Here is a 24,752-nt window from a genome sequence, read left to right on the forward strand (position 1 = left end):
CATGAAGCGCATCCTCATCCTCGTTGAGGGGCAGACCGAGGAGACCTTCGTCCGCGAAGTGCTCGCGCCCCATCTGCTTCGCCTGGGCCTGGCGCTCATTCCGCGTCTGGTGGTCACCAAGTACGTCAAGGAAGGTGGCAGCTTCAAAGGCGGTGTTCCCCAGTACGCGCTCGTGCAGGGGGACCTGCGGCGCCTGCTTGGCGATACGGGGGCAACGTGCGTGACGTCGATGCTCGACTACTACGGCCTGCCCAAGGACTTCCCCGGACTCGCGACCCGTCCCCAGGGTAACTGCTACGCGCGCGTCGAGCATGTGGAGCGCGCCTTCGCCGAGGACATCGGCCATCGCCGCTTCCTTCCCCACCTGCTGCTGCACGAATTCGAGGCGTTGCTGTTCACCGACCCTGGCCAGTGCTCCATCTCTTTTTCCGCCGAGGAGATCACGAAGCTCCAGGCCATCCGGACCAGCGTGCAGTCTCCCGAGGAGATCAACGAGCATCCGGACACGGCTCCCTCCAAGCGCGTCCTGGCTGTTTCTCCCGGCTATCAGAAGACCCTGCACGGCCCACTGGCGGTGATGAGCATCGGGCTTCCCGCCATCCGCGCAGCGTGCCCCCACTTCGCCCAGTGGCTGTCGAAGCTCGAAGCCCTCGCGGAGGGATAGGCTCGAGGCCATGTCCAACCGGCTCACGCGCATTCAGGCCGAGGGCCTGCGCTCGCTTCGCGACGTCGTGCCGCGCCCCCGGCGGCTGACCGTGATTGTGGATCCGGAGGGCTCGGCCACGCGCGACCTGGTGGCCTTCTTCACGCTGCTGCGCGAACTGGCCTGCGGCCGGCTTCAACAGACGCAGGTGCTGGACGCGGTGGACGGCCCCGTGACGCTGGTGCTGGGCATGGATGACGACGACTACACCGTGACGCTGCGGCGCTTCCCGGATGGCCGGTGGCGCGTCGTCCAGGAAGAACTGTCCCTGCTCGCGGGGATATCGCTCCCCTTCGTGGAGCCCGGCTCACACCGCGACGAGGCCGTGCTCTCCACGTTTCCTCCCGGGCCCACACCTTCCCTGGGTGAAGGGGAAGCGGCGTGGCTGGGAGAGATTGCCGACCGTGCGTCGCGGGCGATGAACGGCTTCCTGCGCGACTTCCGTGTCCAGCCCGCGGAGTCCTTTGACGCGGACGTCCCGTTCCTCTTCCTGGAGGAACGGGACGTGGACCTGCCCGCGAATGCCGTCTGGGACCGGGTCCAGGCCGCTCGCGCGGCTTCCTCTCGGGTCCCCGTGCTGCTGTGCACCCCGTCGGTGGCCCTGGCGGACGCCTTCGACATCGAGGACGTCCTGCGCGGCTGAGCGGCTACCTCCCGCCGGCGCCGTTCCCCTCCCAGCCACCGCCGATGGGACCGCCCCGGGGGCCGCCAGCGCCGCGCGGGTTCATGTCGTCGCGGCGCATCTGCTGGTACTGCGTCATCTGCTCCGCGCTGAGCACCTTCTGCATCTCCGTATCGGTCTGCGTGCGCAGGTCGCGCATCTGCTGACGCATGTCACGGCCCGGCCGGCCTCCCGACATCGCCGACGCCAGCTCCTGGCGCTTCGTGTCCTCGGCCTGCATCGCCTTCGTCAGCGCCTGCTCCTGGCTGTAGTTGAGCCGCGCGTTGCTGATGAAGGTCTTCATGCGGTCGGAGCGCTCGGTCTCCGCCTGCACGCGCATCTGGTCCACCTGCTGCTGCCACTGCTGGCGCTGCTCGGTGCGCTGCTCGTCCTGCACCGTGCGCATCAGCTCCTTCAGCGACTGCTTCGCGCTGTCGTTGGTCAGCGCCTCGCCCACCATCACGCCGCGCATCTGCTCGCGCAGCTTCGCGACCTCCGCCTCCAGGCCCGCGGGCGGAGGACCGCCCGTGCCGGCCGAGGCCGTACCGCCGCCCTGCTCGAAGGCCATCATCCGACGGGACAGCAGTTGCACCGTCTCCTCCAGCGCCTTCACGCGGTTCTGGAGCGCCCGGACGTCCGCCGTCGAGTCCTGCACGCGGGGCGCCTCCTGGACGACAGGGGCCTCCGACTTCCCGGGCCCCCACAGGGCCACTCCGAGTGCCAGCGAAGCCATCCCCACCGATGCGATGCCGAGAATGCGGTTCATGATGCTCTCCCTGACGGAACTCCCGGCCGCGTATTCCATCGCGCCCCCGGGCTCCGCCCTGCGCCTGCATCCTCCCACCCGCCCGCCTCCCGGGGAACCGTCCTGCGAAGCGTGCCTGCCTGCCCCTCGTGTCGCGAGCGTTGACCTCCTCCGGCGGGGCGCGGAGAGTCCCCCGCCATGACGCTCCGTCCCATCACTGAAGTCGGCGCCGAGCTGGGTCTCGCGCCGGAAGACGTCCTCCCCTGGGGCCGCGACCGCGCCAAGGTGTCGCTGGACGCCCTGGGCCGCGGTTCGCGCCAGGGCCGCATGGTGCTGGTGTCGGCCATCAACCCCACGCCCCCGGGCGAGGGCAAGACGACCATGTCGGTGGCGCTGGCCATGGGTCTGCGCAAGCGGGGCCGCAAGGCGGTGGCGGCGCTGCGCGAGCCGTCCCTGGGGCCTGTCTTCGGCGTGAAGGGCGGCGGCACCGGCGGTGGGCAGGCGAGCCTGGAGCCGGCGGCGGACATCAACCTGCACTTCACGGGCGACCTGCACGCCATCACCAGCGCGCACAACCTGCTGTCCGCGCTGGTGGACAACGCCGTGTACTACGGCCACCCGGTGGTGCTGGAAGGCACGCGGGTGCGCTGGCGCCGCGCGATGGACATGAACGACCGGTTCCTGCGCAACGTCATCGTGGGGCTGGGCGGCAAGGCGCACGGCGTGCCGCGCGAGACGTCCTTCGACATCACGGCCGCCAGCGAGGTGATGGCCATCCTGGCGCTGGCGGAGAACCTGAAGGACCTGGAGGCGCGGCTGGGGCGCATCGTGGTGGGGCAGGCGCCGGACGGCTCGCCGGTGCGCGCGAACGACGTGAACGCGGCGGCGTCCATGGTGGCGCTGCTCAAGGACGCGCTGATGCCCAATCTTGCCCAGACGCGCGAGGGCGGGCCGGCCATCGTGCACGCGGGGCCGTTTGGCAACATCGCGCACGGGTGTTCGTCGGTGGTGGGCACGCGGCTGGCGCTCGCGTACGCGGACGAGGTGGTGACGGAGGCGGGCTTCGGCTTCGACCTGGGCGCGGAGAAGTTCCTGGACATCAAGTGCCGGAGCGCGGGCGTGTGGCCTCGGGGCGTGATGCTGGTGGTGACGCTGCGAGCGCTGAAGCACCACGGCGGCGCGGCGGCGGCGCAGGTGGCGGAGCCGGACCGCGAGGCGCTCTTGAAGGGCTTCGGACACCTGGAGAAGCACCTGGAGTCGGTGACGGCGTTCGGTCTGCCGGCGGTGTTGTGTGTGAACCGGTTCCCACAGGACACGGAAGCCGAGTTGGACGAAGTGCGCGCGTTCGCGAAGGCGCGGGGCGTGGGCATCGCCGTATGCGACGGGTTCGGCAAGGGCGGCGAGGGTTCGCTGGAGCTGGCGGACACGGTGCTGGCGATGCTGGACGCGACGGACGCGGCGCCGCCGAAGCCGCGCTTCCTCTACGAGCTGGAGCAGACGCCGGAGGAGAAGATCCGCGCCATCGCGCGCACGGTGTACGGCGCGGATGACGTGGCCTTCACGCCAGGGGCGCGCAAGGACCTGGAGACTGCGCGGGCGCTGGGAGGCGCGGGGCTGCCGGTGTGCATGGCGAAGACGCACCTGTCCCTGTCGGACGACCCGGCGAAGACAGGCCGGCCCCGGGGCTTCACGTTGACGGTGCGCGAGGTGCGCCTGTCCGCGGGAGCAGGCTTCCTGGTGGCGCTGACCGGAGAGCTGCTCCCGATGCCGGGCTTGCCAAGAGAGCCCGCCGCCCGCCGTGTCACGGTCCATCCGGACGGCAGCATCACGGGCCTGATGCAGGGCGAGTGACGTCAGAGGTAGGGCCTAGCGTCTCCCGTCTTCTCTCGACGGGAGCACGCGACCCTGCCCCATCCGAAGCACGTCCAGCCCTGGCGCATCCACTTCTTCCAGCGCCATACGGAGGACGACCCGGTGCGCACCGTTCCGGCCCGCGACTTCCTCGACGCGTGTCCGGATGCGGTCAGCGCGAAGCTGCTCGCCGTCGTGAAGGCCGTGGCGGACGCGCCACCTCCTGCCTTCAGTGGCGGGGGCAAGTGGGAGGCCATGCATGGCGCCATGGCGGGGCTCCATGAAGTCCGCGCGGATGACAGGGGGCGCCGTCACTACCGGCTCTTCTGCGTCCTGGAGCGGGACGGAGCAGCGCTGGGACTGGGCGGCCCGAGCCTCGTCCTCCTGACCGGGAGGACGAAGGCGTTCCGCACCGTGCTCTCGGAGAATGACTACGCGAAGGTCCGGGCGCTCCGGGACGAGTACCAGCGCCGCCGACCCCGGAGCGTGTGGGCTGGCTGAGGCGCGTCCTACTTGCGGCGGACGCGGGGGGCAGGTGCTCGTGACCGCACTGCCTTCCGGCGGGCGGGGGCCGGCACCAGTTGCAGGCGGCAGCCCAGCGCGGCGGCCAGCTTCGTGACCGTCGACAGCGTGGGGTTCGCGGAAGGCGCCGTGAACAGCCGGCGCACGACCTCTGGCGGGGTCTCCGCCTTCCGGGCCAGGTCCGCCTTGCTCAGGCCTGCCTCCTCGCGCCGCGCATCCAGGGCGCGAATCAGCCTGTCCGCCGAATCCACTTCGGCGCGCGCCTTCGCATACGCCTCCGCGAAGGCCGGGCGCTTGAGCTTCTTCTCGAAGTAACGGTCGAATCCCGTGGGGGGCATGGCAGGGCTCCAGGCTTCAATCCGGGGCGTAGCATACAAGTTACGCCTGACGTGGCGCCCTGGCAGCCCTCCTCATCTACCCGAGCGACCGCAGCAAGGGCCTGATGCAGGGCGAGTGACGTCAGAGGTAGGGCCTAGGGTCTCCCGTCTTCTCTCGACGGGAGCGCTCGACCCTGCCCCATTCCAAGCGCACAAAGACGTCCCCCCATCATCTTGACGGAATATCATCCAGGAATGATATTCCGTCTCATGGGATTGAAGTCTTCGGAACCGATGAGTTCCGGGACTGGTTCCTTGCTCTCGACGAGGACACTGCGCGGTCCGTGGACCACGGGGTGGAGCTTCTGGCCGCGAAGGGGGTTGCACTGGGGTTCCCATACAGCAGCCAGCTCAAGGGCGCTTCCCAGCCGCTCCGGGAGCTTCGCATCCAGTCGGGCGGACATCCCATCCGGGTCTTCTACGCCTTCGACCCTGAGCGCAACGCGGTCCTGCTCCTGGGCGGTGACAAGACCGGGGACAAGCGCTTCTACGAGCGGATGATCCCCCAGGCGGAGAAGATCTGGCTGCGCTACCTCTGGGAGAGGGCCGCCGGACTTCATGACGATTCGAAGAACGAGCGCGAGGAGACGGAGTCATGAAGCTCCACAGCTGGAAGGGGATGCGCCGGGAGAAGTTCACGCCAGCGCAACTCAAGGAACAGGATGAGCGCGTCCAGAAGGAACTCCTGGAGATGAGTCTGCGGGAGGTGCGCGAGTTCGCGGGGATGACGCAGACACAGCTCGCCGAACGGATGGGCATCTCCCAGGGGCAGCTCTCCCAGACCGAAGCCCGGGATGACCACCGGCTCTCCACGCTCCGGCGCGCCGTGGAGGCCATGGGCGGAGAAATCGAAGTCTCCGCCGTCTTCGGCGACAAGCGGATCATCCTCAAGGGCGTCTGACGCACAACAGGCCGCCCCGGTGTTTCCGGAGCGGCCCGTGGGCCCTGCTTGACGCTGTCTGGGACGGCTAGACGCGGAAGGTGGTGGACAGCTCCTGGAGCTTGCCCAGGGAGGTGTTGATCTGCCCCACCGCCTGCTCGGCGTTGCTCGTGGCCATCACCACGTCGCTCATCATCTCCGACAGCTGCGTCACCACTTCCGTCATCTGCGTGATGCCCGCGTTCTGCTGCGTCACCGAGGCGACAATTTGCCGCGCCGCCTGGCTGCTCTCCTGCACCACCTGCGTGATGTCCTTCAGCGTCGTGGCGGACGAGAGCACCTGCTCGATGCCCTCCTCCATCTTCTGGCTGTCCTCCTCCGCGATGCCCACCGTCTCGCGGATGGCCTGGTTGATCTCCAGGAGGATCTTCCCGATGCGCTGCGTGCTCTGCAGCGACTGGCTGCTCAACGCCCGCATCTCCTTGGCCACCACCGCGAAGCCACGGCCTTCCTCGCCGGCCCGCGCCGCCTCGATGGCCGCGTTCAACGCGAGCACGTTCGACTGGTCCGCCAGGTCCTTCACGCTGCCGATGATTTCACCCGCGTGCACCGCCTGCTCGGACAGCACGCCAATGCTCCCCACCAGCGCTCCCACCCGCGCGCGGATCTGCTGCAACCCTTCCGCGCTGCGCTCGATGGACACCTGCCCGGAGGCGCTGTACGCGTCCGCCTGCGCCGCCACCTTCAACACCATCTCCGCGCGGCTGGCCGCCATGCCGGACGTCTGGGCGATCTCCGCGATGGTGGAGCTGGCCTCCGTGAGGCTGCGCGACTGGCTGGTCAGGAAGTTGAGCTGCTCGTGGCTCGCCGCGTTCAGCCGCGACGCCGCCGCTGTCAGCTCCGTCACCACCGCGCGCAGCGTGTTGGGCACCGAAACCAGCCGCGTCATCAGCGTCTGGATGCTGCGCGCCAGCTCACCCACTTCATCCTGCGCGCTCGTGTCGATGGCCAGCGACAGGTCGCCTTCCCGCACGATGCGCGTCGCCGTCGCCGTCAGCCGCGCCAGGGGCGTCGTCACCTCGCGCAGCAGCCACACCGTGGCCGCCGCGAGCGCCACGATGCACGTCACCGCCAGCAGCAGCACCCACGTCAGCGTCATGCCGTGCAGCGATGACACCTCCATGAAGGTCTCTCGCTGCGACGCCTCCTGCTGCGCCGTCACGGACTCCAGGCCGGCGTGCATCGTCCGGTACGCGGGATCCAGCTTCCCGAGCGCGGCTTGCGCGGCCGCGTCATTGCGCGCCGCCAGCGCCACCACCTGCGACGCCTCCTGCCAGTAGCGCGTGAAGGCCCCCTGCAGCGCCTCCACCTGCGGGCCATCCACGTCCGGAAACGCGCGCAGCGCCGCGAGCCCCTTCTGGAGCTCCGCCACCTGCGCATCCAGCGTCTGCTGCTGCACCGCGCGCAGTTCCACCGCGTCGCTCACGTCCTGGTGCAGCGCGGCGAACCCCGCGCGGGACGTCTGCGCCTGGCTCACCGACGGCGCCAGACTGGAACCGATGCGCTCCGAGGCATTCCGCGTGCGCGCGCCCAGCACCACCGTCACCGCCACGATGGCCACCAGGAACACCGCCGCCACCGTCGGCAGCACCATCATCTTCTGCTTGAGCCTCATCGCCATCACGCACCCCCTCGCGGGCCCATGTCATCCATCCCGATGAAGCGCGGCCGTACTCCCGCGCCGGGCCTGCTGCGCCAGCTCATTGTCGCTCATCCTTCCGCGGCCCCAACGGGCTCCCCCGAGGACCGGGGCTCCGTCAGGACTCGTAGGATAGACAACACCTCTCCCCCCGACTCAAGCCCGCGTCCCTTGAAATATCCTGCAAACGGGTCTGCATTGCCCCGCAGGGTCATGCAGGACACTTCATCCTGTCAGGTGGGACCTTCGGTGGAGGACGCCTCACGTCTACCGAGGGGACCCTGAAGGTACCCTGGCGCGATCATTCCAGCCGTCCGGCATGAGCTTCACTGCCGGTGGCGGTGGCCCGGGTGCATCCACACAGGCCCTGGCCCGGCCGCTCGGCGGCGCTCAGCGGGTGGGATGTGGGAGGAAGGGCTCCACCTCGCGGCGGCAGGTGTCGTCGCACTCGGAGAAGCGGACGAGGAACGCCGCGTGATTCGCGCACTTCTTGGGCCAGCGCGAGGCGCCGCCATCCACCAGGCAGAGCAGGCGGAACTCGTCGCGGGTGTCCGAGAAGAGGGCCTCGCGCTGCGAGGGGGACATGGCGGACAGCGCGCGGTCCTCCCCGCCCTGGAGCCAGATGAAGACGCCCACCATCGACACGAAGACGAGGGCCAGCCAGGTGCCCTTGCGCAGCCAGATGCTGGGCGGTGGGACCAGCTCCTTCGCGAAGATGTTCTTCTCCTCGCCCCCTTCGTCCGGAGGCGTCCCTTCGTTGCTCATGGGCTCCCTTCCATCCATGGCGCGTGCCAGCCGCACGGCCATGCCGCAGCAGACACCAGCCCGTTCCGCGTTGCACCTTGCAACCGCCATCCAGGGCACATCGTGCCGGATGCAGTGCGCCCCCTGAGCTTGCGCCGCCCGGCATCCGACAGACGGGCCCGGCACACGGCATGCTCTTAGACTGGGACCATGGAAGTGCGTGCCAGTACCGAGGCGACGGAGCGCCCCATGCGGGTGCTCGTGGTGGACGACGAGCGAAACATCCGCCACACCCTGCGGGTGTGCCTGGAAGGCCTGGGCTGCGAGGTGCGCGAGGCCGCCACGCCAGAGGCCGCGCTCGCGGCGCTCGCCCAGGGCCCGGCGGACCTGGCGTTCGTGGACCTGCGGCTGGGCAACGCGTCCGGACTGGAGCTGCTGCCCCGCCTGCTCGCCGAATCCCCCGCGCTGGACGTCATCCTCATCACCGCCTACGCGACGTTCGACACGGCCGTGGAGGCGGTGAAGCGCGGCGCGCGCGACTACCTGCCCAAGCCGTTCACCCCCGCGCAGATCCGCCACGTCCTGGAGCGAGCGAAGGCGCAGCGTGAGCTGACCTCGCACCTGGGGGATTTGGAGGGACAGCTCGCGCAGGCGGTGCCGGAGGCCACGCTGGAGACGGCGTCGCCGGCCATGCACGCGGCCATCGGGTTCATCACCCGCGCGGCCACGTCCGATGCCTCGGTGCTGCTGCGCGGGGAGAGCGGCACGGGCAAGGGGGTGCTCGCGCGGGCGCTGCATTCGATGAGCGCCCGGCGCAAGCGGCCCTTCGTCACCATCAACTGCCCCACCCTGTCCGAACAACTGCTGGCGAGCGAGCTGTTCGGCCACGCACGCGGCGCCTTCACGGGCGCGGTGAAGGACCAGCCGGGGCGCGTGGAGCAGGCGGAAGGGGGCACGCTCTTCCTGGATGAAGTGGCGGAGATGAGCCCCGCGCTCCAGGCGCAGCTGTTGCGCTTCCTTCAGGAGAAGCAGTTCGAGCGGCTGGGCGACGGGCGCACGCGCAAGGCGGACGTGCGCGTGGTGGCGGCCACGCACCGCGACCTGGAGAAGGACGTGGCGGAGGGACGCTTCCGCGAGGACCTGATGTACCGGTTGAACGTCCTGGAGGTGAAGCTCCCTTCGCTGCGTGAACGGCCGGAGGACCTGCTCCCGCTGGCCCGCCGCTTCATCGCCTTCTTCGCGAAGGCCGCGCAGCGTCCGGCCCCGGAGCTGTCGCCCGCGACGGAGGCGATGCTGCGGGCCTACCCCTGGCCGGGCAACGTGCGTGAGCTGCGCAACGCGCTGGAGCGGGCGCTCATCGTGGGCGCGTCAGGCGTCGTGGAGCCGCAGGCGTTCCCGGAGCGCATCGCGAACACGGTGGGACCGGGGGTGACGCTGGGCGGGCCGCACACGCTGGAAGCGGTGGAGCGCGAACACATCCTGCGGGTGATGGCCTCCGTGCCGACGCTGGATGAAGCAGCCCGGCTGCTCGGCATCGACTCGTCGACGCTGTGGCGCAAGCGCAAGAAGTACGAATCGGAGACGTGACGCAGGCGGCCTGTGCGCCAGTGCATGCAGGCCTGGTCCCGAGGTCAGGGGCATGCAGGGCCCCTCGTCCTTCCGAGTGGATTGCGCCGTTGCGCGCTCATGAGAACCCTGGCCTGTCATGAACCTCATCGATGTGCTCATCCAGCAGCACCGGGACGCGGAGGCCCTCTTCGAGGCCTGGCGCCACGCCCCGGACGAAGAGAAGCCGGAGCTGTGTCTGCGCCTGGCCGAAGCGCTCACGATGCACAGCACCATCGAGGAGCGCTGGGTGTATCCCGTCGCGCGAACGGTCGTGGACGGGCCGCGCATCGACTTCGCGGTGGAGGAGCACGGGGAGATGGCCCAGCTGCTCTCCGAGCTCTTACGCGTGCGCCACGACGCGCGCCGCCGCGAGGCCACGGTGCGGCAGTTGGAGGCGGTGGTGGCGCAACACATGACGGAGGAGGAGCGGGAGATCCTGCCCCGGCTGCGCAAGATGGACTCGGGCGCGTTCGGCCTGTCCAGCGCTGAAATCGTCCGCGCCGCGTCCGACGCGCGGAAGGAAGCGATGCGCCAGCTGGAGACGTCCGCGCCGATGTGACCGCGGCCTTCAGCCCTGCTCGGGCTGCGGCAGCGTGAACCAGAAGGTGCTGCCCTGCCCCGGAGTGCTCACCACGCCCAGCTCGCCGCCGTGGGCCTGGACGATGTCGCGTGCGATGGACAGCCCCAGCCCCGCGCCTCCAGCCGGTGCGCCCGGGGCGCGGTAGAACTTCTCGAAGATGCGGGCCTGCTCCTGGGCGGGGATGCCCTCGCCGGTGTCCTTCACCTCGAAGCGCACGAGGGTGCCTTCGCGCGACACGTGCACGGATACCTCGCCGTCGTGCGGCGTGTGCTTCACGCCGTTGCCCACCAGGTTTCCCAGCACCAGGTGCAACCGGTCTGGATCCACCCGCACCGTCTCCACGTCCGGTGACAGGGATTGCGACAGGCGCACGCCCCGGTCCTCCGCCAGCACGCGCTGCGCGGACATCGCCTGTTCCACCAACTCCTCCGTGCACACCTCTCGCACGTCCAACTGGAGCTGCCCGGACTGGATGCGCGACAGGTCCAGCAGGTCGTCCACGATGCCCTGCAACCGCTCGCAGTCCTCGCGCGCCGCGAAGAGCAGGTCCGCCTGCTTCTCCGTCACCTGCCCCACGACACCTTCGGCCACCAGGTGGATGGCCATGCGCAGCGACGTGAGCGGCGTGCGGAATTCGTGCGCCACCGTGGCCACCAGGTCGTTCTTCAATTCGTCGAAGCGCCGCAGCCGCGTCACGTCCTGGAGGATGAGCGTGGCGCCCACCACTTCCCCGGTCTCGCCGTGCACCGGGCTGCCTCGCGGAAGGAGCCATCGGACGCCCTCCGGAGACGACTCCACTCGCACCGCCTCTTCGTAGCCCCGGGGCTGGTAGGCGCCCCTTCCGCCTACGACGTGCGCTCGCACCCGCTCCAGCACGGCGCGCACCTCCGGTTCCACGCGGCCCAGCGCGTCCCCGCCCTCGTCCAGCCGCAGGCGCAGCACGTCCTCCGCCGCGGCGTTCACGTTGAGCAGCCCGCCTTCCGCGCCCAGCACCAGCACGGGGTCGGGCAGGCTGTCGATGGCCGCCTGGGACACCGCTTGCGCCTGGAGCAGCTCGCCCAGGCTGCTCTTGCGGTACTGCCCCAGCCGCTCCGCCATGGTGTTGAAGTCCCGCGCGAGCTGGGCGATTTCGTCCTGCCCCTCCACCACCGCGCGCGCCTCCACGTCACCCTGCCCCAGGCGGCGCACGGCTTGTGACAGCACGGACACCGGCCGGAGCGCGCGCTGCACCAGCGACGTGGTGAAGAACAGGCCGAAGCCCAGCGCCGCCACCACCGCCAGCACCATCAGCGTGTTCACCTGCTCGCTCTGCTGGCGCAGCCGGTCGTTCTTGCGCACCATCGCGTCCTGGTTCAACGCGAGGACGGACGACGCCGCGGCCTTCGCCTCCTGGAAGGCCGGTGAGAGCGATTCGAAGTAGCTCGTGCGTGCTGCCTCCGTGTCACGTGCCTGGAGGAAGACGTCGAACTCCTCGCGGTACTTCGTCCACGCGGTGCGCAGCCGCTGCGTGGCCTCCGCCTCGCCCGGCTCCGTGATGTTGCCCTGCTGGACGCCCAGCTCCATCTCCAGCGGTGGGCGCTGCGAGGCCTGCTGGGTCACGCCCCGCTCGCGCTCGCCCGCGATGATGAACAGCGCCGCGCTGTCCATGCGCTCCAGTTGCTCCGTGATGCGCTGGGTGGCGAGCACGCTGCGGTAGTTGTCCTCCAGCACCTGCTGACCGGAGCGGCCCACTCGCGCCAGGGTGATGACGGCCGTGGCTCCCAGGAAGAGCAACGCCAGCACCAATGGCATCTGGGCCAGCAGCAGACGCGAGCGCAGCGTCATGGGCGCTTCTCCTCGTGGGATTCGAAGGACACGACGTGGATGTCGAAGCCCTCCCCTTCCCGCAAGAGGCGCGCGTCCGCGGTCATCCCCAACCGCTGACGCCACTTCGCCTGGTTCGAACGGCCGATGATGATGTGTCCCACTCCGTGCGAGCGGGCGAAGTCCAGCAGTGCCGCCACGGGGTCACTGGAGCGCAGGCGCACCACCTCCGCGCCCAACTCCTTCGCCTTCTCGATGTTCGTCAGCAGGTGCCGCTGTGCCTCCGCGTCGATGAGGTTCGGCGCCTCGCGCGGCGTCTCCACGTACACCACGAACCAGTCCGTGTTGAGCCGGCCCGCCATGCGTGACCCCCGGCGCAGCAACGTCGCCGCGCGCGGCGGATGGCTGGAGAGGGCCACCAGCACCCGGCCCCACGCTCCGCCCTTCTGGGACGGGTCCTCGCCTGCCAGGGCCTGACGGCCCGCGGTGGCGCGGTCCAGGCTCTCCGCCACCTCGCGCAGGGCCAGCTCGCGCAGCGTGGAGAGGTTGTCACCGGTGAAGAAGCGCTCCAGCGCGCGCGGCACCTTGTCCGGCGCGTAGATCTTCCCCGCCTTGAGCCGCTCGTGCAGGTCCTCCACCGCGAGGTCCAGGTTCACCACCTGGTCCGCCGTCTTGAGGAAGCTGTCCGGCAGCGTCTCCCGCACGGTGACGCCGGTGTTGCGCTCCACCAGGTCGTTGAGGCTCTCCAGGTGCTGCACGTTGAAGGCGCCAATGACGTTGATGCCCGCGGCCAGCAACTCCTGCACGTCCTGGTAGCGCTTGCGGTGGCGGCACATGGGCAGGTTGGTGTGGGCCAGCTCGTCCACGATGGCCACCTGCGGCTTGCGCGCGAGCACGGCGTCCAGGTCCAGCTCCTCCACGGTGACGTCGCGGTAGGTGACGCGCTGGCGGGGCACGACCTCCAGCCCCGCCACCAGCGCCTCCGTCTCCGGACGGCCGTGGGTCTCGACGAAGCCCAGCACCACGTCCACGCCGCGGGCCTTCAGCGCGTGCGCCTCCTCCAGCATGCGGAACGTCTTGCCCACGCCCGCGGCGAAGCCGATGTAGAGCTTCAGCCGGCCGCGCCGGCCACGCTCCACCAGCTCCAGGAAGTCCTCCGCTCGAGGGCGCCGCGTCGTCATGTCAGGGCCTCGGGCCGGACTCCACGGCCTCCGCGGTCGTGGAGACGGGGACCCCGAACTGGCGGTCCATCGCCAGGTTCAACATCAGCACATTGACCCGGGGCTCGCCCAGCACGCCGAACGTGCGGCCCTCCACCCGCGACTGCACCAGCGCCTCCAGCCGCGCCGGATCCACGCCGCGCGCCCTGGCCACGCGGGGCACCTGCCACAACGCCGCCTCCGGCGACACGTGCGGATCCAGGCCGGAGCCCGTCGTGGAGACCAGCTCGCCGGGCACGGGCCCGGGGGCGTCCGGGTTCTCCTGGCGCAGCCGGGCCGCCTCCGCCACGGCGCGGTCGCGGAGCTTCTGGGAGGTGGGGCCCAGGTTGCTTCCGCCCGAGGCCGCCGCATCCCAGCCCGCGCCCGCCGCGGACGGACGGGGCTGGAAGTAGCCGGGCCGCGTGAAGCCCTGGCCGATGAGCTCGCTGCCCACCTCGCGGCCCCGGCCATCCTTCGCCAGCGACCCGTTGGCTTCCTGGGGGAACAGCACCTGCGCCACGCCGGTGACGGCCAGGGGATACAGCACGCCCGTGAGGACCAGCGTGACGACGCTGGCGCGCAGGGCGACGAGCAGGGTGGAGACCATGGAGGGATTCCTTTCTTGCGCGCTCACGCCAGGCCCACCGTGGTGAGCACCACGTCGATGACCTTGATGCCCACGAACGGGACGATGACGCCGCCCACGCCGTAGAGCAGCAGGCTGCGCCGCAGGAGCGCCGCCGCGCCCAGCGGGCGGTAGCGCACGCCCTTCAGCGCCAGCGGGATGAGCGCCACGATGATGAGCGCGTTGAAGATGACGGCGGACAGGATGGCGCTGAACGGCGACGTCAGCCCCATCACGTTGAGCGGGGCAATCTGCGGGAAGACGCCCATGAACAGCGCGGGGAGGATGGCGAAGTACTTCGCGACGTCGTTGGCGATGGAGAACGTCGTCAGCGTGCCGCGCGTCATCAGCAGCTGCTTGCCCACCTCCACCACCTCCAGGAGCTTGGTGGGGTTGGAGTCCAGGTCCACCATGTTGCCGGCCTCCTTGGCGGCCTGGGTGCCGGTGTTCATGGCCACGCCCACGTCCGCCTGGGCCAGCGCGGGCGCGTCGTTGGTGCCGTCGCCCGTCATGGCCACGAGCTTGCCCTTGCCCTGCTCAGCGCGGATGAGCGCGAGCTTGGCCTCCGGGGTCGCCTCCGCCAGGAAGTCATCCACGCCGGCCTCCCGCGCGATGGCCGCCGCGGTGCGCGGGTTGTCGCCGGTGATCATCACCGTGCGGATGCCCATGGCGCGGAAGCGGTCGAAGCGCTCCTTGATGCCGCCCTTCACCACGTCCTTCAGGTGGATGATGCCCAGCACCCGCGCGCCGTCCGCCACGGCGAGCGGCGTTCCGCCCGCGTCGCCAATGCGGCCCGCCGCCTCCGTCAGCGCGTCCGGCACCGTCCCGCCCTGCGCCTGCGTGTGACGGACGATGGCGTCCACCGCGCCCTTGCGGATGCTGCGCGGGTGCGGATCCACCAGGTCACAGCCGCTCATGCGTGTCTGCGCGGTGAAGGGGACGAAGGTGGCCTGGTGCGCTCGCAGCTCTCGGGGGCGCATCTTGTACATGTCCTTGACCAGCGTGACGACGGAGCGTCCCTCGGGCGTCTCGTCCGCGAGGCTCGCCAGCTGCGCGGCCTCCGCCAGCTCCTCCACGCGCACGCCCGGCATGGGCAACAGCTCCGTGGCCATGCGGTTGCCCAGGGTGATGGTGCCCGTCTTGTCCAGGAGCAGCGTGTCCACGTCGCCCGCCGCCTCCACCGCGCGGCCGCTGAGCGCGAGCACGTTCTTGCGCAGGAGCCGGTCCATGCCCGCGATGCCGATGGCGCTCAGGAGGCCACCGATGGTCGTGGGGATGAGGCACACCAGGAGCGCCACCACCGCCGTGCCGGACAGCGGCACGCCGGAGTACAGCGCCAGGGGCACCAGCGTCACGCACGCCATCAGGAACACCAGCGTCAGGCCCACCAGCAGGATGTGCAGGGCGATCTCGTTGGGCGTCTTCTTGCGCGCCGCGCCCTCCACCAGGCCAATCATCCGGTCGAGGAACGACTCGCCGGGGTCCACGCCGATGCGGATGACGATGCGGTCGGACAGCACCTTCGTGCCGCCGGTGACGGCGGAGCGGTCGCCGCCGGATTCGCGGATGACGGGGGCGGACTCGCCGGTGACGGCGGACTCGTCCACGCTGGCGATGCCCTCGATGACCTCTCCGTCGCCGGGGATGACGTCGCCGGCCTCGCACACCACGCGGTCGCCCTTGCGCAGGGCGGGGGCGCCCACGCGCTCCTCGCGGCCGTCGCCGGTGAGCCGGCGGGCCTGGGTGTCCTGGCGCATGCGGCGCAGCGCGCTCGCCTGGGCCTTGCCGCGCCCTTCCGCCACGGCCTCCGCGAAGTTGGCGAAGAGGACGGTGAACCACAGCCACAGCATCACCGACACGGTGAACCACACGGGCGCGCTGTCCGGCTGACGCGCCACCAGGTCCTTGAGGACGAACACGGTGGTGAGGAGGCTGCCGGCCCACACCACGAACATCACCGGGTTGCGGGCCACGTCGCGGGGGTGGAGCTTCTTGAAGCTCTCCCAGACGGCGGGCTTGAGCAGCGATGGATCCAGCAGGGAGGCCGGCTTGGAGGCGGGGGCCATGGTCAGTACACCTTTCCGGCCGCGCCGAGGAAGTGCTCGACGATGGGGCCCAGGGACAGGACGGGGAAGAACGTCAGCGCGCCCACGATGAGGACGACGCTCACGAGCAGGCCGGTGAAGAGGGCGCCCTGGGTGGGGAAGGTGCCCGGCCCGGGGGCCACGACCTTCTTGCCCACCAGCGAGCCGGCCAGCGCCAGCACCGGCACCATCATCAGGAAGCGGCCGGCGAGCATGGCCATGCCCAGGCCGATGTTCCAGAACGGGGTGTTGGCGTTGAGCCCCGCGAAGGCGCTGCCGTTGTTGGCCACGCCGCTGGTGAACGCGTAGAGGATTTCCGACAGGCCGTGGGGGCCCGCGTTGTTGAGGGACGACGTGCCCTGCGGAATCACGGCCGCCACGGCGGACAGGCCCAGGATGACCAGCGGGAAGATGAGCACGTACAGCATGGCGAGCTTCATCTCGCGCGCTTCTATCTTCTTGCCGAGGAACTCCGGGGTGCGGCCCACCATCAGGCCCGCGATGAACACGGCGAGCACCGCCATCACGAGGATGCCGTAGAGGCCCGCGCCGACGCCGCCGAAGATGACCTCGCCCAGCTGCATGTTGACCATGGGCACCAGCCCGCCCAGCGGCGTGAAGCTGTCGTGCATGGAGTTGACCGCGCCGCACGACGCGTCGGTGGTGACGGTGGCGAACAGCGTGGAGGCCGCGACGCCGAAGCGCGTCTCCTTGCCCTCCAGGTTCCCGGCCTGCGCGACGTTCGCGGAGGCGAGCGCGGGGTTGGACTGGGACTCGGCGGCGTAGCTGGCCGCGGCGCCGGCGAAGAAGAGGACGGACATGGCGGCGAAGAGGGCCCAGCCCTGCTTCGTGTCGCCGGTCATCTTCCCGTAGGTGTACGTGAGGCCCGCGGGCAACACGAAGATGAGCAGCAATTGGACCAGGTTGGTGAGCGGGGTCGGGTTTTCGAAGGGGTGGGCGCTGTTGGCGTTGAAGAAGCCACCGCCGTTCGTGCCCAGCATCTTGATGGCCTCCTGCGAGGCCACGGGACCGAAGGCGAGCGTCTGCTTCGCGCCCTCCACGGTGGAGATGTCGTGGTACGGCGCCAGGTTCTGGAGCACGCCCTGGGACACGAAGAACAGGGCCGTGACGAAGCTCAGGGGCACGAGCACGTAGAGGGTGCCGCGCACCAGGTCCACCCAGAAGTTGCCCAGCGTCTTGCGGCCTTCCGGGCCGGCGCGGCGGGTGAGGCCACGCGCGAGGGCGAGCGCGACGCCGAGGCCCGCGGCGGCGGACATGAAGTTCTGCCACGTCAGGCCCAGCATCTGGGTGGCGTAGCTCAGGGTGGACTCACCGGCGTACGACTGCCAGTTGGTGTTGGCTGTGAAGCTGGCGGCGGTGTTGAAGGCGAGCTCCGGGCCCACCGCGGGCAGCCCCTGGGGGTTGAAGGGGAGCACGTGCTGGAGGCGCTGGAGCGCGTAGACGCCCAGCACGCTGAACAGGCTGAAGGCGAGCAGGGAGGCGGCGTACTGGCCCCACGTCTGCTCCTGTTCGCGGTTCACGCCGCACAGGCGCAGGAGGCCGCGCTCCACGGGGCCGAGCACGCGCGGCAGGGGCGGCGTCCCTGATTCGAAGACGCGGAAGAGGTACGCGCCCACGGGCTTCGTCAACGCGAGCACCAGGGCGAAGAACAGCAGGATTTGCAACCAGCCGACGAGGGTCATGGCGGAGTCCTAGAAGCGCTCGGGCTGGAGCAGGGCGTAGACGAGGTAGATGGACAGCAGCACCGCGAGCGCGATGCCAGCGACGTATTCGAAGGTCATGACGGGGGACTCCTCACAGGCGCTCGCAGCCGTGGGTGTAGGCCGCGCAGAGCGCGAAGAAACCGATGGTCACCAGGATGAGGACGAGGTCCATGGGTGAAAGCTCCGCTTCAAGGTTCAGAAGGTGGCGACCGCGCCGACCACGAACAACGTCTGGTGTTGGCGCGGGAGGGGTGGCTGCTCCCCGCGCGCCGGACCGTCGAAGACGTTCTGGGTCGAGTGGTCGTGGCGGGCCTCGGCCTTGAGGACGAGGTGTTCGGCGGGCCTCACTTCCAGGGTGAGCGTGCCCTCGGACAGGGTCTGCGGGGTGCCACTGAGCAGGCCCTCCCGGTCGCGGTACACCTCCGCGCGCGCGGTCACGGCCACGGGCTCCGCGACCTGGACGCGCACGTTGGCGCCCGCCGCGTACCAGAGGGCGGCGGAGGTCCCCGGGCGGGCCTGCCTGCCCACGTCCGCGGTGGCGGCGATGCTCACGGCGTCGGTGGCCTTCAATTGGAAGGACTCGAAGCCGATGTGGCTGGGGTAGAGGCCCGCCTCCAGGGTGAGCGGGCCTCGCGCGAAGGACAGCGAGGCCTGCTGCACGTAACGCCAGACCTCCGGGCCGGTGGCGTCCTCCTCGGGCTCCGCGCGGTGCAGCACGTCGATGCCGGTGCCGAAGCCGAGCAGGACGTGGAAGCCCACGGGCTCCGGCGCCAGGTTCACGCCCAGCGACGCCAGGTTGACGGTGATTTCGTCATGCCGCCGGGCGGTGGTGCCGGTGCCTGGCAGGAAGTTCACGTCGCTGTCGGGGCGATTGAGGTTGTAGGCGGAGTAGGCGTCCACGCCGCCCTCGACCTGGAGCCGGCAGAGCAGCGAGGGCGCTTCGGGAGGGGACTGCGTCAGCAACAGGTGAAGCAGGTGGGGAGTCAAGTCGGGAGCCATACCGGGCTCCCTCCATGAGCATCCGCCGTACCGGGGCGGGCCTCCGTCAGGCCCAGGCGTTCCAAGGGGTTGCGGGTGCGGCACTCACGCCCGGGTTGCAATGTGCACGAACCGGCTCCGTGCGCCCCTGCGAGGTGAAAGGGGGCGGCGGCGTTACAGTGGGGAGCGGAGGTGGTTGGCGTGCATCGGTACCGGTGGAGCGAGAGCATCGAATCCAGGCTTCAGCAGGCGACCGAGCGCATGCGCCGGTTGCGTGCCACCACGATGCCGCCTGCCGCGGTGCAGAGCCTGCGGCACTGGTTCCGGATCCATCACACGTACAACTCGAATGCGATTGAGGGGAACCGGCTGACCCTGCCGGAGACGCGCGCCGTGGTGGAGGATGGCATCACCATCGCGGGCAAGTCGCTGAAGGATCACTTCGAGGCGGTGAACCTCGCGCACGCGCTCGACTTCGTGGAAGCGCTGGCCAGCAAGGAGACAGTGCTGGGTGAGCGGGACGTGCGTGAGATGCACGGCATCGTCCTGCGGGGTATCGACCCGGAGAATGCGGGCTCGTATCGGCGCATCAACGTGCGGATTGGCGGCACGGAGCACGTGCCCCCTGAAGCCCTTCGAGTGCCCGAGGAAATGCGGGCGTTCGGTGAGTGGCTGGCGGGGGCCAAGAACGAGCATCCGGTGGTCGTCTGCGCCATCGCGCATGCGTGGTTCGAAACGATCCATCCCTTCGTGGATGGGAACGGACGGACAGGAAGGCTGCTCGCCAACCTGTTGCTGATGCGGGAGCACTACCCGGCCATCGTGCTGCTCGTCGAGGACCGGGCGCGGTACTACACGGCGCTCGATGCGTCGCACTCAGGCGACATCACCGCGATGTTGGAGCTGACGCTCGACCGTCTGGACCAGAGCTTCGAGGAGTACGAGCGCGCGTCCCGTGAGGTGCTTGAACTCCGTGAGCCTGCGATTGATTACCTGGCGGAGCAGTTGGGCAAGCCGCCTGCTGCACCACCACCCTCGGAGGCCCATTCGTGGCATGAAGCCGTCCGCGCGCTCCATGGAGCCCTCCGGGACTTCGCGTCACAACTGGAGGCCCGTCTACCCGAAGGCCGCCGGCCGAGCCTGAGTGTCACGGACTTCAGTGAGCCAACAGAAGTCGCGTGGAAGCTCATCCAGAAGACGCCCTACGAGCTCTTTGGCCTTCATGGAGAGCACCACGGAAGCTGGCTGGCGCTCTCCATCCGGAGTTCTCCCAAGAAGGGAGGGCTCCCAGAGCTTCAGGTCAGCGAGCCAGACGTAAGCTTGCAGCTCCGGGACCGCATCACGTCCATGGAGCCAACGGGACACACCTTCCAGGTGACTCACATTGAAGGGGTTTCCATCCGGATAGAGCACGGCGTCTCCGCGCTCCGGCTTGCGACGGAGCTCTGGACCGGCGCGATCAACACCTATCTTCTGTCGCGCTGAGCCGCCGTACGCTCACGGACTGCTGGACACGGACGAATCACAGTCCGAGGTGCACTTGCCCGAGCAGGCGACCTGGCCAGGGTACGAGTCCAGGATGGCGCACTCGGTGCCGCCCGTGCAGGACACGAGCTCGGTGCAGACCTTTGAATCATCCACGCAGCGCGCCTTGGACACGCCGTCCAGCTTGAGCACGAGGCAGGACAGGCCCTGGGAACACTGGGGCAGGTCCACTCCGCACTCCTGCGCCAGGTCCAGCGACTGTCCTTCCCGCAGCTTCAGCTTCCCCTGCCCTCCCTCGCCGTCCGACCCACAGGCCGCGAGTGCCATCACCGTCAGACAACCGCCCAGCATTTGCATCCAGCGCATCGTGGCTCCTTGGAGTCGTGAAGCCTCATGCCCTGAGCAAGCCATGGACCAGGGGGGCGTCGCTGGGATTCCGCGCGCTTGGCGGGCGGAGATGGCCTCGGAAATCTGATGCCGCCTCGAATCCCTGGCGGCTTGGGACTCAGCGGAACTCGTCCACGATGTACACGCCCGCGCGCGGGGAGTTGAGGATCGCTGTTCCTGGCTTGGACTCGGGTCGCTTGCGCAATTGTCCGAAGCCGAGTCTCGCCACCGCGCAGATGGGCACGCGGTCCTTTCCCTTCAGGAACTGAGCTTCGTAGTACCGGATGACCGGCTGTTCTCCGCCTGTCCAAACTTGTCCGTAGAGGCGCATCGGCGCCTCCAGCGTCCCGATGTCCTCATCCAGCACGCTCTCGATGGGCCCGTCGTGCAGCGTGATGTGCTCCGCACGGCTCTGGTTCGCATCCAGTTGGACCCATGCGGCTTCACCCACGTAGAGCTGCAGGTACCGCATCACCTCCAGCGACTTCTCAGGGCACTTCTCCGACATGGGCGTTCCATCCGCACGAAGGCGGACGTCGCCCAGAGTCGTCGCACAACCCGGATGCAGGGCCAACAGGCCCATCCAGGCCACGAGCACGTATCGACGCGAGGTCATGCGTCCGTTCCTACTTCCCGAGCAAGCTCGGGCTCAACTCAACAACCGCCTGCCGCAGCCCATCGTGCCGGTACAACTCCAGATACAGGGAGGTCAGGGTCCCGCCGTCCACGAACGCGCTTCCATCCACCACCCGCCCGATCACCCCGGAGGTCCCCGGCGCAATCACCGAGGCGGAGGACCGGACCGCGATCGCCCGCTCCCTCGCGTCCGCCTTCCCCACGAGCCGCACGGAGCTCATGCTCCAGGGGCGCCGCGTGGTCAGGTTCTTCACCTTGAACACGACCGCGGCCTTGCCCGTGCCCCGGTAGACGGTGCCATCCAGTGCCGTGTCGCCATCCGCGCCGGAGAAATGATCCGCGACGCCAAAGGGCGTCTGCGCCACCGCTCCCGTGGTCAGCAGGGCCGCCAGCGCATGGGCCTCGGAGGACTCTTCCTTGTGGAGCCGCTCGTTCTCCGCGCGGAGGGTCTTGTTCTCCTTCTCCGAGTCCAACAGCGCCGAAGCCATGGCCTCGTAGCCATCCCGGTCCTTGTAGACGTTGAGCTGCTGGTCCGCGCTTCCATGCTCGCGCCGTCCCGGAGGACGGAGGAGGAAGGGGACCTCTCGCGCATCCGACAACGTGACGAGCAGGGAGAAGCCTTCCTCCGGTGCCAGGTCGCGCCGGGGCTCCAGCACCACCTTCCGGCCCACGACGCCCACCGGTTCGAACCGCCCCTCTCCGCCCACCAGCCGTGCCCGGAGCGGCGCGAGGTCCTGCTCGAAGCGGAGGACCGTCACGACCTGCCCCTTCACGTAGACGCGCTGGGGCGCGGCCTCGGGCTGCTCGGGGAGGACGAGCGTCCGGATGACGGCGTGCTCGTGCTCCTCCGCCACGGCCGCGCCGGCGAGCAGCGTCCCGAGCAGCGCCCACGTCCCAGGTAGCGCGATTCGCATACAACCTGGGACATAGCATCGGCCTCTCGGGGGGCCAAGCCGCGCTCAGGGCTCGAAGCGCGCCAGGAAGACCTTGTACTGGAGCGAGACGAAGAGCGGCTTCGGCGCCACCAGTCCCGCCTGCGCGAACATCGCGAACAGCGCGGCGTCGGACTCGATGGGCTGCATCTTCGCCATGGCCTGACGCCGGGCCTCCAGCTTCTCCAGCGGCACTCCGTACGTCCGCAGCCGCCGGAACTCGACGTTCGTCAGCTCGGGGTCCTGGCCGATGCGGCATCCCAGCACCAGCGGCGCTCCCGGCTTGAGCCTCCGCGTCACCTCTCGCAGCAATTCGACGCGGGCCTCTTCTCCCTCCACGTGGTGCAGCACACCCATCAACTGCGCGCCGTCGAACGGGGGACCTTGCGGCAGCGTCCGCAGCTCGCCTTCGTGCAGGTGCGTGCGCGCGAGCAGCCCTTCCTCTTCCAATCGCTTGCGTGCGACTTCGAGCATGGGGCCCGAAGGCTCCACGCCCGTGAAGCGCCAGCCCGGCACGCTGAAGCGGAGATAGGGCACCAGCTCCGCGCCCGTGCCCAGGCCGACATGAAGCAGTGACGCCGTCTCCTGTCCGTCCAACCGGGCAGCCAGGGCGCTGACGCCCAGCTCGTATGCCGCCTGGTAGCCAGCGAGGCTGACCGCCGCCTGGGCGTCGTAATGGGCCGCGCGGTCGGCTCCAAAGCCATGGACCGGCGCATGTGCGGAATGTTCGTGGGTCATGACCGCAAGATGCGTCCGCCCCGCGCGGAATGGCAGAGCGGGGATTCAGACGGAATCAGCGGATCTTTCGATGGAGGCTCACTCCTCCGGAACGAACCCGCTCCCCTCGCGCCGGAACACCGCGCCGACCGGCGCGTCCAGGATGGCGTCCAATTCCTTGTACCGGCCCAGCAACGAGCGCAGCGGGACGATGACCGCGTTGTCGCTGTCCTCCTCCGCCGCGGGCTCCGAGCGCTCCACGAAGCGGATGGGTTCCCCGTTCTCCGTGATGAGGCGCGTGACGAGCGCCTTGCGCTGACGCAGCCGGATGCCTCGCAGCAACTTCTGCCGCTCCTCCGTGCCCAGCTCCACCCGGACGCGCACCGTCCGCCCCTTCGCGTCCAGGTGCCGGCTGACCGTGAAGATGCCGTCCCCCCAGCGATTCCCACACCCCACCACGCGCGCGCCGTCCAACACCAGCGAGGCCGTGTCCTCCTCGCTCTCCCGCAGCCCGGCGTTCAGATTCTCCAGGTTGCAAGTGCGGCCGGCATGGGCATTCCAATCACTTTCAACCCACGACCCGCGGGCAGGTCCCCGGCCACCACCGCCCACAGGCCGTTGTACTTCACAACCCCCAATCCCTTTCCATGCTCCAACGCCAGCCGGGCCCGCTCCGTGTGGGGAATCCGCGCTGACAACACCTCCGCGCGCGCATCAAAGCCTTGCTCCCGGGCGAACCCCTCGAAGTGCGCCGCGGCGTCCGCCGGGGCCTTCTTCCGAGGCGACGCCGGCTCCGCGCCATGGCTCCGGACCCTACGCCACGCAGTCAAATGCACCCCAGACAAACGGAATGGCTTTCATCCCCCACGCCCATACGCGCGGTGCGATCCAGAAAAACCCCTCCGGGACACAAGCGTTGTCAGCCAACGCCCCCCATCCGTAAGGCTTTAACAAGGTTTTAAAGGAATCAAACCTATCACGTTTTCTTTTAAGTACCGGCACTGGGGGCTGCACGTGAGAGAAGAACTCGACACTTCCGACATGGAGTACGCCGATTTCGCGGTCCGTCATCAGCCCATCCTGATGGCGGTCGCCCGGAACATCTGCGGGGGGAATGGCACTGCTTGCGACGACCTGCTCCAGGACGTCCTGCTGCGGGCCTTGCTGAAGTGGGACACCTTGCGCGGCTGGGCGGAGCCGGCGCGCCGTGCGTGGCTGGTGCGGGTGCTGCACAACCGCTTCCTCGACCAGTGCCGCCGCTCGCGCACGGAAGCCACCACCGCCATCAACCTGGGCAACGTGCACAAGCTCTTCGAGGAGCCGCAGGCCCCGGACCTGGAGCTGTGGGAGTGCATCACCGAGGCGGAGCTGCAGAAGGCCGTCTCGGCGCTGCCCTTCAACCTGCGCCGCACCTTCGAGCTGCACTCGGAGGGGCTGCGCCACGCGGAGATTGGCCGCCTGCTCGGGTCGCCCGTGGGCACGGTGGGCACGTGGCTCTACCACGCGCGGCTGAAGCTGCGTGACCAGCTTCGCGACATGGCCGAGGCCCGTCGGCAGCTGGGGAGCTGATGAACGTCCACTGCCCCCACCTCCCCGCCTTCGTGGACGGGGAGCTGCCCCTCGAACACCACGAGGACTTCCGCGCGCACCTGGCCTCCTGCGAGGCGTGCGGCGTGCGGTTCCATGACCTGCTGCAGGCGGACATCCTCGGACGGCTGGCGCACGCGAAGGCGCCGCCGACTCCCGAGGCCACGGGGATTCCCCCAGCCCCGTGGCCTCGGGAGTCGGCGGCGCCTTCGCGTGCGCCAGCCG

General features: G+C 69.5%; 27 protein-coding genes. 11 read left to right on the forward strand and 16 right to left on the reverse strand.

The genetic code is table 11. From position 1 onward, the window contains the following. Nucleotide 1: 1 nt before the first annotated feature. A complete protein-coding gene (locus D7X99_RS29855; protein WP_121780745.1) occupies nt 2-664 on the forward strand; it encodes a DUF4276 family protein in 663 nt (220 codons plus the stop codon). A gap of 10 nt (nt 665-674) precedes the next feature. Continuing rightward, nucleotides 675-1,346, forward strand: a complete 672-nt coding sequence (locus tag D7X99_RS29860) for a hypothetical protein (protein ID WP_121780746.1) — start codon at nt 675-677, stop codon at nt 1,344-1,346. 4 nt (nt 1,347-1,350) lie between these two features. On the opposite strand, the gene D7X99_RS29865 is transcribed toward D7X99_RS29860, so the two are convergent. Then, on the reverse strand, nt 1,351-2,130 hold the full coding sequence (locus D7X99_RS29865) for a hypothetical protein (RefSeq protein WP_121780747.1): 780 nt from the start codon (nt 2,128-2,130) through the stop codon (nt 1,351-1,353). A 177-nt stretch (nt 2,131-2,307) separates the two neighbouring features. Here D7X99_RS29865 and D7X99_RS29870 point away from each other — a divergent pair, with 177 nt between their 5' ends. Together D7X99_RS29870 and D7X99_RS43960 are read left to right on the forward strand one after the other, a co-directional pair. After that, nucleotides 2,308-3,960, forward strand: a complete 1,653-nt coding sequence (locus tag D7X99_RS29870) for a formate--tetrahydrofolate ligase (protein WP_121780748.1) — start codon at nt 2,308-2,310, stop codon at nt 3,958-3,960. 123 nt (nt 3,961-4,083) lie between these two features. Next, nucleotides 4,084-4,461, forward strand: a complete 378-nt coding sequence (locus D7X99_RS43960; protein ID WP_233613836.1) for a hypothetical protein — start codon at nt 4,084-4,086, stop codon at nt 4,459-4,461. A gap of 8 nt (nt 4,462-4,469) precedes the next feature. Here D7X99_RS43960 and D7X99_RS29880 read toward each other — a convergent pair whose 3' ends face one another. Further along, complete coding sequence (locus D7X99_RS29880; protein WP_121780750.1) at nt 4,470-4,820, reverse strand: DNA-binding protein; 351 nt, start codon at nt 4,818-4,820, stop codon at nt 4,470-4,472. 254 nt (nt 4,821-5,074) lie between these two features. Here D7X99_RS29880 and D7X99_RS29885 point away from each other — a divergent pair, with 254 nt between their 5' ends. Beyond that, nucleotides 5,075-5,458, forward strand: coding sequence for a type II toxin-antitoxin system RelE/ParE family toxin (locus tag D7X99_RS29885; RefSeq protein ID WP_121780751.1), 384 nt, complete (start codon nt 5,075-5,077; stop codon nt 5,456-5,458). Further along, complete coding sequence (locus D7X99_RS29890; RefSeq protein ID WP_233601591.1) at nt 5,455-5,760, forward strand: helix-turn-helix domain-containing protein; 306 nt, start codon at nt 5,455-5,457, stop codon at nt 5,758-5,760. Before D7X99_RS29885 ends, D7X99_RS29890 begins: the two co-directional genes overlap by 4 nt. A gap of 67 nt (nt 5,761-5,827) precedes the next feature. Here the strand turns inward: D7X99_RS29890 and D7X99_RS29895 are convergent, their stop codons facing one another. Together D7X99_RS29895 and D7X99_RS29900 are read right to left on the reverse strand one after the other, a co-directional pair. Continuing rightward, on the reverse strand, nt 5,828-7,420 hold the full coding sequence (locus tag D7X99_RS29895) for a methyl-accepting chemotaxis protein (protein ID WP_121780752.1): 1,593 nt from the start codon (nt 7,418-7,420) through the stop codon (nt 5,828-5,830). 408 nt (nt 7,421-7,828) lie between these two features. Beyond that, the gene (locus tag D7X99_RS29900; RefSeq protein ID WP_121780769.1) at nt 7,829-8,203 is read right to left on the reverse strand and encodes a hypothetical protein; all 375 of its coding nucleotides are present in this window, start codon (nt 8,201-8,203) and stop codon (nt 7,829-7,831) included. Nucleotides 8,204-8,431: 228 nt separating this feature from the next. On the opposite strand from D7X99_RS29900, the gene D7X99_RS29905 reads away from it, so the two are divergent. Further along, a complete protein-coding gene (locus tag D7X99_RS29905; protein ID WP_121780753.1) occupies nt 8,432-9,769 on the forward strand; it encodes a sigma-54 dependent transcriptional regulator in 1,338 nt (445 codons plus the stop codon). A 118-nt stretch (nt 9,770-9,887) separates the two neighbouring features. Next, entirely contained in the window at nt 9,888-10,349 is a 462-nt protein-coding gene (locus tag D7X99_RS29910; RefSeq protein WP_121780754.1) for a hemerythrin domain-containing protein, read from the forward strand. Between the two features lie 9 nt (nt 10,350-10,358). Here D7X99_RS29910 and D7X99_RS29915 read toward each other — a convergent pair whose 3' ends face one another. The 7 genes from D7X99_RS29915 to D7X99_RS29945 all read right to left on the reverse strand — a co-directional run bounded on the left by D7X99_RS29915 (nt 10,359) and on the right by D7X99_RS29945 (nt 18,804). Then, complete coding sequence (locus D7X99_RS29915; protein WP_121780755.1) at nt 10,359-12,194, reverse strand: ATP-binding protein; 1,836 nt, start codon at nt 12,192-12,194, stop codon at nt 10,359-10,361. After that, nucleotides 12,191-13,354, reverse strand: a complete 1,164-nt coding sequence (locus tag D7X99_RS29920; RefSeq protein ID WP_121780756.1) for a sensor protein KdpD — start codon at nt 13,352-13,354, stop codon at nt 12,191-12,193. Before D7X99_RS29920 ends, D7X99_RS29915 begins: the two co-directional genes overlap by 4 nt. Nucleotide 13,355: 1 nt before the next feature. Further along, nucleotides 13,356-13,979: a potassium-transporting ATPase subunit KdpC gene (gene kdpC / locus D7X99_RS29925; protein WP_121780757.1), complete on the reverse strand. Its 624-nt coding sequence runs from the start codon at nt 13,977-13,979 to the stop codon at nt 13,356-13,358. A 23-nt stretch (nt 13,980-14,002) separates the two neighbouring features. Next, entirely contained in the window at nt 14,003-16,063 is a 2,061-nt protein-coding gene (gene kdpB, locus D7X99_RS29930) for a potassium-transporting ATPase subunit KdpB (protein WP_121780758.1), read from the reverse strand. Nucleotides 16,064-16,065: 2 nt separating this feature from the next. Further along, entirely contained in the window at nt 16,066-17,784 is a 1,719-nt protein-coding gene (gene kdpA / locus D7X99_RS29935; protein WP_121780759.1) for a potassium-transporting ATPase subunit KdpA, read from the reverse strand. 9 nt (nt 17,785-17,793) lie between these two features. Next, complete coding sequence (kdpF, locus tag D7X99_RS29940) at nt 17,794-17,883, reverse strand: K(+)-transporting ATPase subunit F (protein WP_121780760.1); 90 nt, start codon at nt 17,881-17,883, stop codon at nt 17,794-17,796. A gap of 117 nt (nt 17,884-18,000) precedes the next feature. Further along, on the reverse strand, nt 18,001-18,804 hold the full coding sequence (locus D7X99_RS29945; RefSeq protein WP_121780761.1) for an outer membrane beta-barrel protein: 804 nt from the start codon (nt 18,802-18,804) through the stop codon (nt 18,001-18,003). Nucleotides 18,805-18,984: 180 nt separating this feature from the next. Here D7X99_RS29945 and D7X99_RS29950 point away from each other — a divergent pair, with 180 nt between their 5' ends. Next, complete coding sequence (locus tag D7X99_RS29950; RefSeq protein ID WP_147476298.1) at nt 18,985-20,268, forward strand: Fic family protein; 1,284 nt, start codon at nt 18,985-18,987, stop codon at nt 20,266-20,268. 12 nt (nt 20,269-20,280) lie between these two features. Here D7X99_RS29950 and D7X99_RS29955 read toward each other — a convergent pair whose 3' ends face one another. From D7X99_RS29955 to D7X99_RS43240, 5 genes are all read right to left on the reverse strand, one after another. Continuing rightward, complete coding sequence (locus D7X99_RS29955; RefSeq protein ID WP_121780763.1) at nt 20,281-20,634, reverse strand: hypothetical protein; 354 nt, start codon at nt 20,632-20,634, stop codon at nt 20,281-20,283. A 139-nt stretch (nt 20,635-20,773) separates the two neighbouring features. After that, on the reverse strand, nt 20,774-21,271 hold the full coding sequence (locus D7X99_RS29960) for a hypothetical protein (RefSeq protein WP_121780764.1): 498 nt from the start codon (nt 21,269-21,271) through the stop codon (nt 20,774-20,776). A gap of 10 nt (nt 21,272-21,281) precedes the next feature. After that, nucleotides 21,282-22,205 (reverse strand): DUF2381 family protein, encoded by a 924-nt coding sequence (locus D7X99_RS29965; RefSeq protein ID WP_121780765.1) that lies wholly within the window; start codon nt 22,203-22,205, stop codon nt 21,282-21,284. A 45-nt stretch (nt 22,206-22,250) separates the two neighbouring features. Further along, nucleotides 22,251-22,961, reverse strand: coding sequence for a methyltransferase domain-containing protein (locus tag D7X99_RS29970; protein WP_121780766.1), 711 nt, complete (start codon nt 22,959-22,961; stop codon nt 22,251-22,253). A 78-nt stretch (nt 22,962-23,039) separates the two neighbouring features. Then, nucleotides 23,040-23,417 carry a hypothetical protein gene (locus D7X99_RS43240; RefSeq protein WP_199756380.1) on the reverse strand — a complete coding sequence of 126 codons (378 nt, stop codon included), beginning with the start codon at nt 23,415-23,417 and terminating at the stop codon, nt 23,040-23,042. Nucleotides 23,418-23,981: 564 nt separating this feature from the next. Here D7X99_RS43240 and D7X99_RS29980 point away from each other — a divergent pair. Both D7X99_RS29980 and D7X99_RS29985 read left to right on the forward strand, forming a co-directional pair. Beyond that, the gene (locus D7X99_RS29980) at nt 23,982-24,509 is read left to right on the forward strand and encodes an RNA polymerase sigma factor (RefSeq protein WP_211484218.1); all 528 of its coding nucleotides are present in this window, start codon (nt 23,982-23,984) and stop codon (nt 24,507-24,509) included. Next, nucleotides 24,509-24,752 (forward strand): anti-sigma factor (locus tag D7X99_RS29985; protein ID WP_199756381.1); only part of this gene is annotated, 244 nt, incomplete at its 3' end. The genes D7X99_RS29980 and D7X99_RS29985, both read left to right, overlap by 1 nt.

The organism is Corallococcus sp. AB032C, assembly GCF_003668935.1.
Lineage (GTDB): Bacteria > Myxococcota > Myxococcia > Myxococcales > Myxococcaceae > Corallococcus > Corallococcus exiguus.